A 16,655-nucleotide genomic window follows, 5' to 3' on the forward strand; every position below is an offset into this window, starting at 1 on the left:
CTACCATCAATCTTTTGAACAACAGCGCTTGCTCTTTCTTCCTCTTACTACAAGGAAAAGTCTTTGCTGATCAATTTGATTTATCGTATTCTTCTATCAGACTTTTATGTTGAACTTTTTACCTCTTGAGACCGTATTTTCCTTTCAAACAAAGATTTTCATGAAAACGTTCTTACCATAATGCTCTCAAATGCATTGCAAAAGCTTCCGATTGTCTAGACTTAGTTAATTTGTGCAACCAGCAAAACCATACCTGTCTATTCAAATTAGGACAAATTCTGCACTCATATTCATTTCAAAACCAATCCAATCCTCTCTTGATTTAGATGTTTTTATAATCTTCCCTAACGCCAACCACATGTCCTTAATTGCTGTTCATAGTGTCTAGATATTCTTGCCATACGCTCTGCTGCCTGTGTAAGCGCTGCAGGTACATAACCCCTACTCCGTGTATAAGCACCATGTCCCATATGATAATTTAAATACAGGCTATAGGCATCATCAAACCTCACACCATTGCGTAGAACAGTTTGACGATGATACCAAGCAACAAAATCAGCGGCATCTGCAAAATTAGTACGCCGCGCGAAAGGTCTTCCTGCGGAACGGAGATATATTGCCCATGTACTGTCTAGTGCTTGAGAATAGCCATACGCTGTCGAACGACGCTTCCAAGGAATAAAACCAAGCAACTTTTTGCGTGGAGGACGTGCATTGTGTCGAAAACCTGACTCCATATTAATAGTTGCAAGAATAATAGACATGGGGATTCCATGGCGCATTTCTGCATTTTTAGAAGCTCTTCCCCAATTATCAAAAAAACCGTTTTTTTGCGCTAAAACAGCACAAGCATTGTTGGTATACAGGGGGCGGCTTGTCGTACATCCCCCTAGCAGAAACACCAATGCCACTAAAAACAAAAGGTGTCGCATATCCTCACTTCCTCTCATTAGGAAATTAATGAGATATGGATACTAAAAAATTCTTACTAATCCATAAAGAACACGGATCATGGTTTATTGTACTAGGAGACTTATTTTATTCTTCATCAATTAAATGCAATGTTTGCGGCTGAACAGAAGCTGTGATTGGCTCTGATACAGAATCATTCTCTTTTAATTCAAAAGCTTCAATACGATTAGCCCTTTTCATAATTTTAGAAGATGATGTTAAAATCCCTTCAATATCCTCACCCATTTTGTAAAAATGTTTCTGTAAAGCGCGAACACGTGTATCCATTCGCCCAAAATCCTCCATTAATTTTGCTACTTCTGACTGGATCAAATGTGCTTGCTCACGCATCCGCGCATCTTTCATAATAGTTTGCACAACCTGAATAGATAACATCAATAAAGATGGCGATACAATAATTACATGTGCCCGATTGGCTTTTTGTACCAATGGTTCAAAATCCTCATAGATTGTTGCAAAAATCGATTCTGATGGCACAAAAAGAAAAGCAGTATCATGTGTTTCTCCAGGAATTAAGTATTTCTGCGCGATATCGCGAATATGAACTTCCATATCGGTGCGAAACTGGCGTTCTGCCTCCTGACGCTCTTGAACTGATGTTGCTTTACGCATGGCATTCCAAGCTTCCAAAGGAAATTTAGCATCAACAACAAGAGAAGGTGCCTTATTTGGCATATGGATGAGGCAATCTGGTCGTTTTCCGTTTGAGAGAACTGCCTGAAAAACATAAGCATTAGCTGGTAAAGCATCGGCAATAATTGCTTCCATCCTCCCTTGACCAAAAGTGCCACGCGTCTGTTTATTACTTAAAATGGCCTGCAACTGAACAACCTGTCCCGTAAGCGACTGAATATTATTTTGTGCCGCATCAATCACCGCTAAACGTTCTTGCAAACGATTCAAGTTTTCATAAGTAGATTTGGTCTGCACCTGCAGAGTTTGACCCAAATTAATTGTCATCCCATTAAGTTGCTCACTGAGTGACTTATTTAATTCAGCCTGCCTTTGACCAAAAATTTCTGCCATAGTCTGCATCCGCCCTTGCATTTCAGCTTGTGCTTTCAGCAATGCAGACATCTGTATTTGTGCCTCACGAGCACGTTCGGCAATTTCACTTTCCAAAAGTGCCTTTTTTCGATGAGAATGTATTAGCATAAAAAATGCTAAACAAACGAGCACAAATAAAAGTAGAGCTATCAGTTTAACAAAAGACTCACCAAAGGGCATGAAAGAAGAAAACGAATCAAACATAAAAAGTAATATAACGCTCTTATTGTAAAAAAGCGCAAGAATCGTTATTCAATATTGACCCATAACAAACCATTGATTAATCTGCGCTTATGCCAATTAAACCTTTAATGACTTTACCTGATCCGATTTTACGGAAAGTGTCCAAACCAGTCGAGCATATCGATTCAGCTACCCAGAAGCTTGCTGATGATATGTTGGAGACCATGTATAATGCCCAAGGTATTGGTTTAGCTGCGATTCAGATTGGTATACCACTTCGTATGTTGGTTATAGATGTCTCTAGAAATGATGCTCCTAAAAATCCGCTTGTGATTATTAACCCTGAAATTTTATGGCTTTCAGATGAGCGCTCTATTTACAAAGAAGGGTGTCTTTCTATCCCAGAGTATTATGCGGAAGTTGAACGTCCAAAATGCCTCCGTGTTCGCTATCAAGATCGCGAAGGAAAACAAACAGAAATTGAGGCAGATAATCTCCTAGCTACTTGCTTGCAGCATGAAATCGACCATTTAAACGGTCACCTTTTTATTGATCATATTTCAAAGATTAAGCGTGATATGGTAATAAAAAAATTTAAAAAACGAGAAAAAGAAAAAAAGACACAGGAAGCACTTTTGTAATGGCATTACGATTAAGTTTTATGGGAACACCTGATTTTTCTGTTCCTATTTTATACGCTTTATTGGATGCTGGCCATGATGTTGTGGCTGTTTATAGCCAACCCCCTCGTCCAGCAGGACGCCGTGGTCTTAAATTGATCCACTCACCTGTTCAAAGTGCAGCAGAAGCAAAATCCATTCCTGTATTCACGCCTCAAACACTCAAAACAGCCGAACAACAAGCTCAATTTGCTGCACTTTCTGTTGATGCTGCTATTGTTGTGGCCTATGGACTACTCTTACCAAAAGCCATTCTTGAAACACCGCGTTTTGGGTGTTTCAATGCTCATGCTTCACTCTTACCTCGTTGGCGTGGCGCTGCACCTATTCAGCGTGCAATTATAGCTGGTGATAGAAAAACGGGGATCATGATTATGAAAATGGATGAGGGGCTGGACACGGGGCCTATCGCTTTATCCCGCTCCATCCCCATCACTGACAACACTACCGCTGACGAACTTTCAAACAAGCTTTCACATATAGGCGCAGAACTTATGATAGAAACCCTGTCAGTTCTTGAAAAAGGCCAACTTAAACTTACCCCACAATCATCAGATGGGATAACCTATGCCTCCAAAATCACAAAAGAAGAAGCACGCATTGATTGGACAAAACCTGCTGAATTTATTCATAGGCAGATTCGCGCGCTCTCTCCATCTCCTGGTTGCTGGTGTAACATGAATATCGGCGGTCGAGAAGAACGCGTAAAAATTCTTGCAAGTCACTTAACAACAGGTCCTTCTCTTGAAATTGGTCGTATAGAACCAGATTCTTTGGTTATCCATTGTGGACAAGGGCGTATAGAAATAACCTGCCTCCAAAGAGCTGGCGGTAAAATTCTTGATAGCGTAACATTTTTGCGAGGCGCTCGTATTTCTGCTGTTTTTTGATATGCCACGTTTTAAACTCACCATTGAATATGATGGCTCAAATTATGCTGGCTGGCAGCGCCAAGCAGGGCTTCGCACTATACAAAGCGCCCTTGAAAAAGCTATTTTTCATTTTAGCGGACAACAATTAACTATCACGACAGCCGGTAGAACTGATGCAGGTGTACACGCTACAGGACAAGTTGCGCATGTTGATTTCGTAAAAGATTGGCACACACATACCATATGCGATGCACTCAATGCTCATTTGCGAAAACAGGGTGAAGATATTTCGATTTTGAATGTACAAAACGTTCCAGATAGTTTTGATGCGCGATTTTCGGCAGTCAAACGCCATTATCTTTTTAAAATTCTCAATCGCCGCTCTCCACCAGCACTAAACGCCAAACGCGTATGGTGGATACCAAAACCCCTTAATGCCGATGCTATGCATGAAGCAGCTCAAAAACTTGTAGGACAACATGATTTTACGACTTTCCGCTCAGCGCATTGCCAAGCCAAAAGCCCTATTCGCACCCTTGAACGTCTCGATGTTCGAAGAGAAGGAGCGGAAATTTTTCTCTATGCACAAGCTCGCTCTTTTCTTCATCATCAAATCCGTTCATTTGCAGGAAGCCTCATGGAAGTTGGCATTGGACGTTGGACGATTCAAGATCTTGAAGCAGCTCTTCATGCCAAAGATCGTGCACGCTGTGGTATGGTCGCACCTCCTTCAGGGCTTTATTTGACACAAGTTGATTATTAACGACCCTTCAAAAGTTAATTCCTCAAAAGCCGTTAAGGAAGTTTATAAAAGGAACGAATTTCTTCAAACGCTTCCACCGCCGTGTTGACAAATGTCATAAGTGTAAGATCTAAGGGAGAGATTGTGCCTTGCGCGGATAAATATTCAAAATTTATAACATTGTTCCAAAATTCCTTGCCAAACATTAAAATCGGAACCCGTTTCATACGTCCGGTTTGCATTAAAGTTAATGTCTCAAATAATTCATCTAGAGTACCAAATCCTCCAGGGAAAATGACTACTGCCTTTGCCCGCATTAAAAAATGCATCTTGCGCATCCCCAAATAATGGAAATTAAAACATAAATGCGGAGTCACATAAGAATTGGGCGATTGCTCATGCGGTAAAACAACATTCAAACCAATCGTTGGTGCACCAACATCAGCCGCACCACGGTTTCCTGCTTCCATTACCCCTGGCCCTCCCCCTGTGATAACTACAAATTCACGATACTCGGTCGTAGCAGAATAGCGTGAGCACAACCGCGAAAATTCCCTTGCCTCATCGTAATAATGTGACATAGCATGCAAATTTTTCTGTTGCGTTTGATTTTTTGCTGCCCATGCTGTTTGCCCCGATTCAGGAATACGCGCACCACCAAATAAAACAACCGTTGATTGAATACTATATTCTTGAAACGTTATTTCCGGTTTTAAAAACTCAAGACCAATACGCTGTGAGCGTAGTTCAGGACGCATCATAAAATCCTGATCGATATAAGCCAAACGATAAGAGGGTGAATGTATTTGTGCCGTATCAGAGACTTCATGCACCTGTTGTATTGCCTCCCTTGCATGGAGAAATGAACACCAGCTCTTTTTTTCTTCTTTCATTTTTTCTTTATAGCCTTTACTCATGTGCTTATCTTGCTACCTAACCGTTTTATTGACTGAACATATTTCTTCGCGTAGTTCGTAAGAAATAAATCCTGAAACTTTCAACTTGTTTAACGGAATTCCAACCATGACCAATCTTACACAACTTGAAATGATTATTGAAAAGGCTTTTGACAATCGCGATTCTATCAATACCACGACAAAAGGTGAAATCCGTGAGAGTATCGAACATGCATTAAACCTTCTCGATAAAGGTGAAATCCGCGTAGCGGAACGTCAAAAAAATGGAAAATGGCACGTCCATCAATGGTTAAAAAAAGCTGTTCTTCTCTCTTTTCGGCTCAATCCTATGCAGATTATTGCCGGCGGAGTAAATGGAACACATTGGTGGGATAAAGTCCCTTCAAAGTTTTCTGGTTGGCAAGAAGCTGATTTTAAAAAAGCTGCTTTCCGCTCAGTTCCTGGAGCAATTGTGCGTCATTCTGCCTATATTGCTCCTAACGTCATATTGATGCCATCTTTTGTAAATCTTGGTGCCTTTGTGGATGAAGGAACAATGGTTGACACATGGACCACTGTTGGTTCCTGCGCCCAAATTGGGAAGCATGTTCATCTTTCTGGCGGTGTTGGTATTGGAGGTGTTTTGGAACCACTACAAGCAAACCCAACGATTATTGAAGATCATTGTTTTATCGGTGCGCGATCTGAAGTCGTTGAAGGCTGTATTATTCGTGAAGGGAGTGTTTTAGGAATGGGAGTCTTTATTGGAAAATCCACAAAGATTATTGATCGTACAACAGGGGAAATTTTTATAGGTGAAGTACCGCCCTACTCTGTTGTTGTTCCAGGCTCTCTCCCTGGAAAACCACTACCAAACGGTGAACAGGGTCCCAGCCTTTATTGTGCTGTCATAGTGAAACGCGTTGATCAAAAAACACGAGAGAAAACATCTATTAATGATCTTTTGCGTGATTAAAAAGCACTGTTTAAAGACTTTAGCTAAGAAATAAAATACAAAAATTCAATCAATGAGGGAGAATACTCCCTCTTTTTTTTACTATTTACTCATTTTGAGCGCTTGTATAAAGGCCGACTGCGGAATTTCTACTTTTCCGAATTGACGCATCCGCTTTTTGCCCTCTTTTTGCTTTTCCAAAAGTTTGCGCTTACGCGTCACATCACCCCCGTAACATTTAGCCGTCACATCTTTACGCAAAGCACGAATTGTTTCACGGGCAATGATTTTACCACCAATCGCCGCCTGAATTGGAATTTGAAACATATGCTGTGGAATAAGATCTTTCAATTTTTCGCACATAGAACGTCCACGCTTTTCTGCGATAGTGCGATGCACAAGCATCGACAACGCATCAATAGATTCTCCATTCACCAAAATAGACATTTTAACTAAATCTCCCTCCGAATAATCTGTCATCTGATAATCAAAAGAAGCATATCCCTTAGAAATTGACTTTAAACGATCATAAAAGTCAAAAACCACCTCGTTTAAAGGCAAATCATACGTCACCATGGCGCGCGTCCCAACATAGGATAAACCAACCTGTACCCCCCGCCGTTCTTGGCAAAGCTCGAGAATAGCTCCAAGATAATCATCAGGAGTCATTATTGTAGCCCGAATCCATGGTTCTTCAATGGAAGAAACTTTAACAATATCAGGCATATCTGCTGGATTATGCAATTCTTTGACAGAACCATTAATCATATTCATGCGATAAACAACTGAAGGCGCTGTCGCGATTAAATCTAAATTAAATTCACGCTCTAACCGCTCCTGAATAATTTCAAGATGAAGAAGCCCTAAAAAACCACAACGAAAACCAAAGCCCAAAGCAGCGGATGTTTCCATTTCAAAGGAAAAGCTCGCGTCATTTAAACGCAATTTTCCCATGGCTGCACGTAAATCTTCAAAATCCGCTGCATCAACAGGAAAAAGTCCACAAAAAACCACTGGTTGAGCAGGTTTAAAACCGGGCAACGCATCTTCACAAGGACGGCGCTCTTCAGTAATGGTATCACCAACCCGTGTATCAGCAACTTCTTTAATAGAGGCCGTTATAAAACCAATCTCTCCTGGTCCTAATTCATCTACTTGTACCATTTTAGGAGTAAACACACCAACGCGTTCAACAGGATATTTTACTCCCGTACCTATCATGCGAATGGTTTGGCCTTTTTTTAAGATACCATCTATTACCCGTACCAAAACAATGACGCCAAGATAACTATCATACCAACTATCGACTAACATTGCTTTTAAGGGGTTTTTAACATCTCCAATATGTGGAGCAGGCAATTGTGTAACAATTGCTTCTAAAACATCTGCAACACCCAAACCTGTTTTTGCCGATATTTCTATAGCCTCAGAGGCATCAATACCTATCACATCTTCAATTTGTTCTTTAACGCGCTCAGGCTCTGCAGCTGGAAGATCTACTTTATTGAGCACAACGACTAATTCATGAGAGTTATCAATGGCTTGATAAACATTTGCCAACGTCTGTGCTTCCACACCTTGGCTCGCATCTACCACCAAGAGCGAACCTTCACAAGCTGCCAACGAACGCGATACCTCATAAGCAAAATCAACATGACCAGGTGTATCAATAAGATTCAAAATGTAGGTTTCACCATCTTTTGCTTTATAGCGTAAACGCACTGTTTGTGCTTTAATAGTAATTCCACGTTCGCGTTCAATATCCATCGAATCGAGCACTTGCTCTTTCATCTCTCGTGTCTCAAGCCCTCCTGTCATTTGAATTAAACGATCAGCTAAAGTGGACTTTCCATGGTCAATATGCGCCACGATGGAAAAGTTACGGATATAATTACGATCTATTGTCATACGAGGCGATTTAGCAAAGAATAGCACAAAACGCAAAGACCAATTATGTCCCTTTGAAAACCTTTCAAAAGAATATAAACGAAAAGGGCTCTAGAAACTCAACCCTTCATAGCCTAAAAAATGAAGCTTTCATTTACCAAACAAAATACAAATGATTGAAGATACCTAAATGTTCTTAACTTTTTCATACCCGCTTGTCTTATCACTGATAAGCACGTATGATATCAGGTCCATATAATATTAGGAATGTGTATATAACTTGGAATTTCGATAAAATTAATATCAGAGCAATCAATCTTCTTAACTGCCAGAATCTTAAAAACATGCTATATTGCGCAATGTTTTTTGAAAAAGTTCACACCTTCTACAAGATTCCCTTTCTTCCCTTAAGAGGTGACAAAACATCAAAAGCCTCCTTAATTCTGTTGAAGAAACAGCAAACATGAGATCTCTTTAAACCTAAATATCATGAAATAAAATCGTGATAAGAGAAATGCCAAACTAATCAATTTTTGCAATCATTTTATCTTTTTACGCCATTGTGAAGGTTGTAATTCAGCCACCAAAATCCCAATCAGAATAAGCAAACCACCCAATAAAGCTAAAGGAGATAAACGCTCACCAGCCAAACGCCCAACAATACCAGCCCATACAGGTTCACCTGCGTAAATGAGTGTTGCACGAGTAGGTGAAATCGACTTTTGTGCCCAGTTCATAGTCAATTGAATTATGGCACTCATTAACGCCAATCCTATACCGATACTCAGCCATACCCATGAAAATTTAGGAATGCTTTCACCCATAACAGGCATACAAGAAAATGAAAAAAGACCACTAAACAATAACTGTACAATCGTTACACGTCGGCTATCAACCTTGCTGGCAAAAAATCCGATCAGCATAATTTCTCCAGCAATTGCTAAAGCTCCTAGCAAAGTCAGAATTTCGCCTTTTGAAAAATCAAACCTCTCAAACTTTTGTCCAGAAATAAGCATAAGTCCAATAAAAGCGAAAACAATACCAACCCAACAAGCTAAACGGGGTGGCTTTTTAAAAACAATCCATTGCAATATTGGAACCATCGGCACATAAAGTGCCGTAATAAAAGCTGACTGACTGCTAATAATAGTTTGAAGCCCCGCTGCTTGCAAAGCGTAACCTAAAAACATTCCTAAACCAATAGCCATCCCAGCGAAAATCTCATAAACGGTTATACCTCTCATAGAGCGCCAAAAAATTGCTCCACACATAAGCGATGCAACGATAAAACGAAATCCAACAAAGAAAAGAGGCCCGCTATAGCGTACCGCGATGTGAATCACTAAAAATGTAATGCCCCATAATATTGTCGCAGCAAATAATGCCAATTCTTGCTTGCTTAATAAAGGATGTTTCGACTGTTTTATATTAACCATAAAAGGCTTCTTCCTCCAATTTATCCCGTACACTTTACGAAACGATAAGCGTTCCAGCTCCCTGTTCAGTAAACAATTCTAACAAGACAGAATGGGGGGTTCTACCATTTAAAATAACAACACCTTCTACACCACTTTGAAGGGACTTAATACAAGTCTCTACTTTTGGAATCATACCACCTGAAATTGTTCCATTTTTTATGAGATTTTCAGCTTCAGCAATTGTCAATTCCTTTAAAATTTTACCCTCGTTATCCAATACACCCGGAACATCAGTCAGAAACAAAAGGCGTTTAGCTTCTAATGCACCAGCAATGGCCCCAGCAAAAATATCAGCATTAATATTATAGGTTTTGCCATCGCGGCCTGGAGCTACAGGAGCAAGAACTGGAATCATTTCAGAACACGCCAAAAGATCCAGCAATGTGCGATCAATTTCAACAGGTTCACCAACAAATCCCAAATCTAAAACACGTTCAATATGCGAATCAGGATCAACCACAGTTTTATAAGCCTTTTCGGCAAAAACCATATTGCCATCCTTGCCGCATAACCCTATTGCCCATTCACCTTCAGCATTGATGAGAGCAACTATTTCCTTGTTTATGGATCCCGCTAAAACCATTTCAACAACTTCAACGATCCGTTCATCGGTTACGCGTAAACCGTTTTCAAACCGTGATTCAATCCCCATTTTCATCAAAATTTCAGCAATTTGAGGACCACCACCATGAACAACAACAGGGTTAATACCTGATTGCTTTAATAGAGCAATATCACGTGCAAATGCCCGCCCCAAAGCAGGGTCGCCCATAGCATGACCGCCATATTTTACAACAACCGTTTCATTTTCGTATTTTTGCATATAGGGTAAAGCAGACGACAAAAATGCTGCTTGTTTTTCAAAAACATCTGCAGCACCATTTTCAATATCATCCATTAAAAGAGCCTCCTCATTATTTTTTTACCATCTCTTTTAGTGGAGTTTAGAAAAAGTGAAAACAAATTTTACCCTATCTATCTCCCCTGAATGTTGTCAATTTTTCTTTAAATTACGAACAAAGTAATAACAAGATGAAATAAAACCATCTTCCTTTAAAAGAATTGGCATCAAAGAATTGAACAGAATAGATGTACAAAATGTCATTATTTTATGACCTTATGTATAAAATTTCGAAGAAGAATTTTTAAGCCACGTCGTGCATTCAAATCATTAATTTTATCTTATAGCAGAATCTTTAACAACGAATGTGAAGATATACAACTATTGATTTTAAAAGAGAAAATAAATTTTTTATAATGGTGAAATTGACAGCCATATTGCCAATATAAAAAATGACTAAGTCACAGATATCTTCTATTAGGCTAGTATGAGGCTAGAGTTTTTGACTTAAAATTTCATCTTTTTTCAAGAATGGTAATCAAAAAACATCACTTGAACGATGCATAGCCATGCATGTTATGGAAAACACAATCACGTCCAAAAAACTTTTCGCAAAATCATATTATCCAATGCCAAAAATGAATGTTCTTGACAAGATAAAATATAAGATAAGATAAGATAAAAAACAAACCGTAAAGCCTTTCTGTTCGATAAAAATATACAAAATGAAAACTATCACTTCTGTTAGCCTATACATAACCCGTTAATTTGTGGGTATTCATTGCCTAAAAGATATAAAATGGGCATTTTGAAATATCATTACATCCTTGAAAGAATTATTTGTTCATGCCTCTTCACACAAACAGAATTGGCCGCAATGAACAAACAAGGAAAATTCTTGATCGCCTGAGCTCCATTAACAGAAAACTCTTGAATACATGACAATGTATTACACAAATTTGTATGAAAAATATTTCTGGGACTTATCCAACCAGCTCACAACCGAAAATATCCTAAAATATTTTACTAAAAAATTCTACGATATGCGCGCATTCTGCTTTTTTATCCCATCAGATTTTGTCTTCAATCAAGCGATTTTACAGTTTTTATTTAAATAAAAGCTTGATTATAAAACTCAGAAAAAGATAAATTCTTAGGAGAAAATCACAAAAAAACTTTGCATACATAGAGTATAGGTATAGTGGACATATTATCAGTGTAATTAATATATTGCTGTGCGAATAGGCTGTTTTTCAAACTTTACAAACACGCGAAACAAAGCTTTCCTCTCGAGCTATGAAATGAAACATAGAATCTAACCAGCAACAGAAACTTATTCTAAAAATAGACAATAAACATCCCTCTTTCTTCATACAAGAAGGATGCTCACTCTTCCAAAAATTGTGATGCGAAAGGAAATTTAATTAAAACACCCTTTCAAGTACTCTCTCTACATTTATTCCGATGAGCATCCACTAATTTTGACCGGAAATATTCTCAAAAAACTCTTTCATCCGTGAAAAAAAACCATGCGATTGTGGTGAATTTTCATGATTTGAAAGCTTCTCAAATTTTTGTAACAATTCGCGCTGCTCTTGTGTCAATTTCTGCGGTGTTTCAATAGTGATATGAATATAGAGATCACCCCTTGACTGCTGACGACGCAACATGGGCATTCCTTTTCCTTTAAGGCGGAACTGACACCCATTTTGTGTCCCTTCTGGCACCTTAACACGTGCTTTTACACCATCAAGGTCGGAAACCTCAAATTCTCCTCCTAAAGCAGCTGTCACCATTGAAATAGGAACACGACAATGAAGATCTGCCCCCTCTCGCTGAAAGAACTCATGCGGTTTAATGGAAAGAAAAATATAAAGATCGCCGCTAGGACCACCGCGAATACCAGCATCTCCCTCACCAGAAAGACGAATACGCGTACCATCTTCAATACCAGCTGGAACGTTCACACTTAATAAACGTTTTTTTTCTACCCGTCTCGTTCCTTGGCATTGTGGACATGGATCCGTAATGGTCTCACCACGTCCATGACATGTAGGACATGTTCTTTCAATGGAAAAGAAACCTTGTGCAGCACGCACGCGACCAGCTCCATGACAAGTTCCACACACTTGTGGCTTAGAGCCCTTTTTCGCGCCCGATCCCTCACAAGAATCACAAGTAACAGAACAGGGAATATTAATTTGCGCAGTTTTTCCTGAAAATGCCTCTTCCAAAGTCACTTCCATATTATAACTCAGATCTGCACCACGCTCACGACCATCACTGCGCTTACGATGCCCACCTCCCATAATTTCGCCAAAAAAATCTTCAAAAATATCAGCAAATCCACCACCAGAAAAACCACTAAAGGGATTTGCTCCCCCGTGGTTGTTATTTTCAAAAGCTGCATGGCCAAATCGGTCATAAGCAGCCCGCTTTTGAGGATCTTTGAGAACTTCATAAGCTTCGCCAATTTCTTTGAATTTCCGTTCTGCCTCTTTATCCCCCGCATTGCGATCAGGATGATACTGCATTGCCAACTTACGAAAAGCAGATTTCAACTTTTTATCATCACATTCGCGAGTCACGCCAAGAATTTCATAATAATCAACCTTCATCATGTATTCCTGATAATTTTTCGTCATCCACCTTAATGGATAACATTTGCTTTCAACTTATATTTTTAGCAACAAAGTTGCAACTCATCTCAAATAATAAACCCATCCCTTTATTTCAAAGGCTGGGTTCATTAATTAATCAATACAGTTGCTACACTTATTTCTTCTTATCATTAATTTCTTCAAAATCAGCATCAACAACATCATCATTTTTTGTATCTGTTTCAGTGTTGGCTGTTTCTGCTTGCGAAGCTTCATACATAGCCTGTCCGAGCTTCATACTGACTTCTGCTAATTTCTGCATTTTTGCTGTTACTTCTCCAGTATCAGTGCCCTCAAGCGCTGCTTTTAAATCAGAAATTGCAGTTTCAATCTGTTCTTTCTCTTCAGCTGATACCTTATCGCCATATTCGTTAAGCGACTTTTCAGTTGAATGGATAAGTGATTCTGCTTGGTTTCTGGCTTCAACACCTTCACGGCGTTTTTTGTCCTCAGCTGCATGTTCTTCTGCATCCTTTACCATTTTTTCAATGTCAGCGTCACTTAAACCACCTGATGCCTGAATACGTATTTGATGTTCTTTACCGGTTCCTTTATCCTTAGCGGAAACATTTACAATACCATTCGCATCAATATCAAAAGTAACCTCAATCTGAGGCACACCACGCGGTGCCGGTGGAATACCAACAAGATCAAATTGAGCCAGTAACTTGTTATCATTAGCCATTTCGCGTTCACCTTGGAAAACACGAATAGTCACCGCGTTCTGATTGTCATCAGCTGTTGAAAAAACTTGTGATTTTTTAGTTGGGATAGTGGTATTGCGTTCAATAAGACGTGTAAACACTCCGCCCAACGTTTCAATACCCAAAGATAAAGGCGTTACATCCAACAGCAATACGTCTTTTACATCGCCCTGCAATACCCCCCCTTGAATGGCAGCACCCATTGCCACAACTTCATCGGGATTAACGCCTTTGTGGGGATCCTTGCCGAAGAAGCTTTGCACAACTTCCTGAATCTTGGGCATACGCGTCATACCACCCACTAAAACAACTTCATCAATCTCGCCGGCTTTCAATCCTGCATCTTTCAGTGCAGCCTTACAAGGCTCGATAGTACGCTTAACTAAATCATCAACGAGAGATTCAAATTTCGCCCGAGTCAATTTCATCGTTAAGTGTTTGGGGCCAGATTGATCTGCTGTGATAAATGGTAAATTGATTTCCGTTTGCTGTGAAGAAGAAAGTTCAATCTTTGCTTTTTCTGCTGCTTCTTTTAAGCGCTGCAACGCCAATTTATCATTTTTTAGATCAATCCCTTGTTCTTTCTTGAATTCATCTGCAAAATAACCGACCAAGCGCATGTCAAAGTCTTCACCACCTAAAAACGTATCCCCATTGGTTGACTTAACTTCAAAAACGCCATCTCCAATTTCAAGCACTGAAATATCAAATGTACCGCCACCAAGGTCGTAAACAGCAATCGTTTTTCCGTCCTTTTTATCTAAACCGTATGCTAATGCAGCAGCTGTTGGCTCATTGATGATTCGTAAAACCTCAAGTCCTGCAATTTTACCCGCATCTTTGGTAGCCTGACGTTGTGCATCATTAAAATAAGCAGGAACCGTAATAACGGCTTGCTCAACCTTTTCACCAAGATAAGACTCAGCAGTTTCTTTCATCTTTTGCAAAATCATAGCTGAAATTTGCGATGGAGAATATTTCTTACCCGCTTCTTCAACCCATGCATCACCATTGTCGCCTTTAACAATTTTATAAGGCACAAGCGCTTTATCTTTTTCAACCATGGGGTCATCAAAACGGCGCCCAATCAAACGTTTAACTGCAAAAATCGTTCCTTCAGGATTCGTAACTGCTTGCCGTTTAGCAGGCTGTCCAACAAGGCGCTCTCCCCCATCAGTAAAGGCAACAACAGAAGGTGTAGTCCGTGCTCCTTCTGAATTTTCAATAACCTTTGCATTTTTGCCATCCATAACAGCAACACAGGAGTTAGTCGTCCCCAAATCAATACCAATTACTTTTGCCATATCATAATCTCCATTCAGCAAGCTACCTCAATCTTCATCAAGCATTTTTCTGAGACAGCTCCTTGATAACACTCAAAATCTGCCTCTCACTTCAAGTTACACAAACAATAAAGTGCAAGTCGCAACAAGTTTTGTTGCCTCGTATATAAGAACAGGCTCTTATCGCTACAAGAGAATAATGAGAGAAACATTCCCAAAATGAAATTTTTCTTTTTAAATAAGCATTCTATTTACGTGCAAACGCCATTTATTAAAGATATGGGCATTATATAGCATATCTCTGCTGCGATTCTCATAAACATATCAGCCTATAAAAAAGATAATGATTGCACATTTCTCTCTTGATTTCTCATAACCACACAAGATACTCACGTGAGAGACTTTTAAAAATATTGCTCAACCGCGAGTCATTTATACTACGAACGACACAGCTTTCTTTAGCCAAACCTCTCATGAACGCCATAGCCTCATATGGTCAATAGACGTCATTTTTCTTACATCAACGACTTATAGAGTTAAACCCAAACTTACCAAAACTAATATTGTTGAGAATATTACCTGTCAATCCACCCTCAACAGCTCTGCCTATCACCGCCTAATCGTTCATTGCTGTTTAAAAGTCATGCTTTGAATACACCCGAGATGCGCTTCTGCTTACTTGCATACTTCTTAAATTCGCCCATTAAGAACAAACTCTTCGCCGTTAAGCGTATTGTCATTTTAGACCGTATCACCTTCTTCCAAAACCAAGAGGCTGGTTCCTCTATTCTCACATTCCAATCACTATAATTAGGGAAATTCTTTCTTTTATTTTAAACAGAAACTCTGCTAAAATGAAACAAGAACTCTAAAGAGAGTCTAACGAAGGAGGGTATATCAATGATGACATTGATTATTGATAGAATAAAGAATCTTATATCTAAAGATTCAGTTTATGTACAATATCCACATAAAAAGATTATCACAAATGTCGTGTGGGTTCTTTTCTTTGCTTTTACAACCTTGCCCACAGCCGCTCAACAATATAAACTTGGCGATATAGAAATCCTTCATCCTTGGGCGCGTGCAACACCCAGAGGTATAAAAATTAGCAGCGGTTATCTTTACATCATTAATCACGGCAATACTCCAGACCGTTTGGTTTCTGTTTCAACAACAGGCGTACAGTCAACAGAAATCCACTCTATGGCAGTCGTTAACGATATCATGAAAATGGAAAAAATGCACAATGGCATCGAGGTTCCCGGAAACGGGGAAGTCACACTCAAACCTGGTGGTGATCACATCATGTTCATGGGGCTTTCACAACCATTCAAACTAGGTGACAAAATCAGCGCAAAACTGACGTTTGAGAAAGCGGGAACTATTGACGTTGACTTCTCTGTAAACGCTATGGCAGTAACATCACCTTCCAAATCAGCTCCTCCTCACTAA

13 protein-coding genes are annotated in these 16,655 nt (G+C 39.5%); 5 read left to right on the forward strand and 8 right to left on the reverse strand.

Annotated elements, in window-relative coordinates; translation table 11 throughout:
- Positions 1–344: 344 nt before the first annotated feature.
- Positions 345–932 carry a hypothetical protein gene (locus tag QHG54_RS05640; RefSeq protein WP_317992555.1) on the reverse strand — a complete coding sequence of 196 codons (588 nt, stop codon included), beginning with the start codon at positions 930–932 and terminating at the stop codon, positions 345–347.
- A 106-nt stretch (positions 933–1,038) separates the two neighbouring features.
- A complete protein-coding gene (locus QHG54_RS05645; protein WP_406603996.1) occupies positions 1,039–2,223 on the reverse strand; it encodes a DNA recombination protein RmuC in 1,185 nt (394 codons plus the stop codon).
- An 89-nt stretch (positions 2,224–2,312) separates the two neighbouring features.
- Here QHG54_RS05645 and def point away from each other — a divergent pair, with 89 nt between their 5' ends.
- Genes def through truA form a run of 3 tightly spaced genes read left to right on the forward strand, consistent with a single transcriptional unit; the run spans position 2,313 to position 4,517 of the window.
- On the forward strand, positions 2,313–2,843 hold the full coding sequence (def, locus tag QHG54_RS05650) for a peptide deformylase (protein WP_317992553.1): 531 nt from the start codon (positions 2,313–2,315) through the stop codon (positions 2,841–2,843).
- On the forward strand, positions 2,843–3,772 hold the full coding sequence (fmt, locus tag QHG54_RS05655; RefSeq protein WP_406603997.1) for a methionyl-tRNA formyltransferase: 930 nt from the start codon (positions 2,843–2,845) through the stop codon (positions 3,770–3,772). Before def ends, fmt begins: the two co-directional genes overlap by 1 nt.
- A 1-nt stretch (position 3,773) precedes the next feature.
- A complete protein-coding gene (truA, locus tag QHG54_RS05660; RefSeq protein ID WP_317992551.1) occupies positions 3,774–4,517 on the forward strand; it encodes a tRNA pseudouridine(38-40) synthase TruA in 744 nt (247 codons plus the stop codon).
- Positions 4,518–4,549: 32 nt separating this feature from the next.
- On the opposite strand, the gene QHG54_RS05665 is transcribed toward truA, so the two are convergent.
- Positions 4,550–5,413, reverse strand: coding sequence for an LOG family protein (locus QHG54_RS05665; RefSeq protein ID WP_406603998.1), 864 nt, complete (start codon positions 5,411–5,413; stop codon positions 4,550–4,552).
- A 106-nt stretch (positions 5,414–5,519) separates the two neighbouring features.
- On the opposite strand from QHG54_RS05665, the gene dapD reads away from it, so the two are divergent.
- A complete protein-coding gene (dapD, locus tag QHG54_RS05670; RefSeq protein ID WP_406603999.1) occupies positions 5,520–6,368 on the forward strand; it encodes a 2,3,4,5-tetrahydropyridine-2,6-dicarboxylate N-succinyltransferase in 849 nt (282 codons plus the stop codon).
- Between the two features lie 81 nt (positions 6,369–6,449).
- On the opposite strand, the gene lepA is transcribed toward dapD, so the two are convergent.
- From lepA to dnaK, 5 genes are all read right to left on the reverse strand, one after another.
- Positions 6,450–8,255 carry a translation elongation factor 4 gene (gene lepA / locus QHG54_RS05675; protein ID WP_317992548.1) on the reverse strand — a complete coding sequence of 602 codons (1,806 nt, stop codon included), beginning with the start codon at positions 8,253–8,255 and terminating at the stop codon, positions 6,450–6,452.
- A 518-nt stretch (positions 8,256–8,773) separates the two neighbouring features.
- Positions 8,774–9,670, reverse strand: a complete 897-nt coding sequence (locus QHG54_RS05680) for a DMT family transporter (RefSeq protein ID WP_317992547.1) — start codon at positions 9,668–9,670, stop codon at positions 8,774–8,776.
- A 34-nt stretch (positions 9,671–9,704) separates the two neighbouring features.
- Positions 9,705–10,610, reverse strand: a complete 906-nt coding sequence (gene argB, locus QHG54_RS05685) for an acetylglutamate kinase (RefSeq protein ID WP_317992546.1) — start codon at positions 10,608–10,610, stop codon at positions 9,705–9,707.
- Positions 10,611–12,028: 1,418 nt separating this feature from the next.
- Entirely contained in the window at positions 12,029–13,171 is a 1,143-nt protein-coding gene (dnaJ, locus tag QHG54_RS05690; protein WP_317992573.1) for a molecular chaperone DnaJ, read from the reverse strand.
- A 157-nt stretch (positions 13,172–13,328) separates the two neighbouring features.
- Complete coding sequence (gene dnaK, locus QHG54_RS05695) at positions 13,329–15,221, reverse strand: molecular chaperone DnaK (protein ID WP_317992545.1); 1,893 nt, start codon at positions 15,219–15,221, stop codon at positions 13,329–13,331.
- An 879-nt stretch (positions 15,222–16,100) separates the two neighbouring features.
- Between dnaK and QHG54_RS05700 the strand changes: the two genes are divergently transcribed.
- Positions 16,101–16,655: a copper chaperone PCu(A)C gene (locus tag QHG54_RS05700; RefSeq protein ID WP_317992544.1), complete on the forward strand. Its 555-nt coding sequence runs from the start codon at positions 16,101–16,103 to the stop codon at positions 16,653–16,655.

It is taken from the genome of Bartonella gliris (assembly GCF_045277155.1).
Classification (GTDB): domain Bacteria; phylum Pseudomonadota; class Alphaproteobacteria; order Rhizobiales; family Rhizobiaceae; genus Bartonella; species Bartonella gliris.

Coding starts and splice junctions, on each gene's coding strand:
- QHG54_RS05640 (WP_317992555.1), bottom strand. CDS start 932: ATGCGACACCTTTTGTTTTTAGTGGCATTGGTGTTTCTGCTAGGGGGA.
- QHG54_RS05645 (WP_406603996.1), bottom strand. CDS start 2,223: ATGTTTGATTCGTTTTCTTCTTTCATGCCCTTTGGTGAGTCTTTTGTT.
- def (WP_317992553.1), top strand. CDS start 2,313: ATGCCAATTAAACCTTTAATGACTTTACCTGATCCGATTTTACGGAAA.
- fmt (WP_406603997.1), top strand. CDS start 2,843: ATGGCATTACGATTAAGTTTTATGGGAACACCTGATTTTTCTGTTCCT.
- truA (WP_317992551.1), top strand. CDS start 3,774: ATGCCACGTTTTAAACTCACCATTGAATATGATGGCTCAAATTATGCT.
- QHG54_RS05665 (WP_406603998.1), bottom strand. CDS start 5,413: ATGAGTAAAGGCTATAAAGAAAAAATGAAAGAAGAAAAAAAGAGCTGG.
- dapD (WP_406603999.1), top strand. CDS start 5,520: ATGACCAATCTTACACAACTTGAAATGATTATTGAAAAGGCTTTTGAC.
- lepA (WP_317992548.1), bottom strand. CDS start 8,255: ATGACAATAGATCGTAATTATATCCGTAACTTTTCCATCGTGGCGCAT.
- QHG54_RS05680 (WP_317992547.1), bottom strand. CDS start 9,670: ATGGTTAATATAAAACAGTCGAAACATCCTTTATTAAGCAAGCAAGAA.
- argB (WP_317992546.1), bottom strand. CDS start 10,610: ATGGATGATATTGAAAATGGTGCTGCAGATGTTTTTGAAAAACAAGCA.
- dnaJ (WP_317992573.1), bottom strand. CDS start 13,171: ATGAAGGTTGATTATTATGAAATTCTTGGCGTGACTCGCGAATGTGAT.
- dnaK (WP_317992545.1), bottom strand. CDS start 15,221: ATGGCAAAAGTAATTGGTATTGATTTGGGGACGACTAACTCCTGTGTT.
- QHG54_RS05700 (WP_317992544.1), top strand. CDS start 16,101: ATGATGACATTGATTATTGATAGAATAAAGAATCTTATATCTAAAGAT.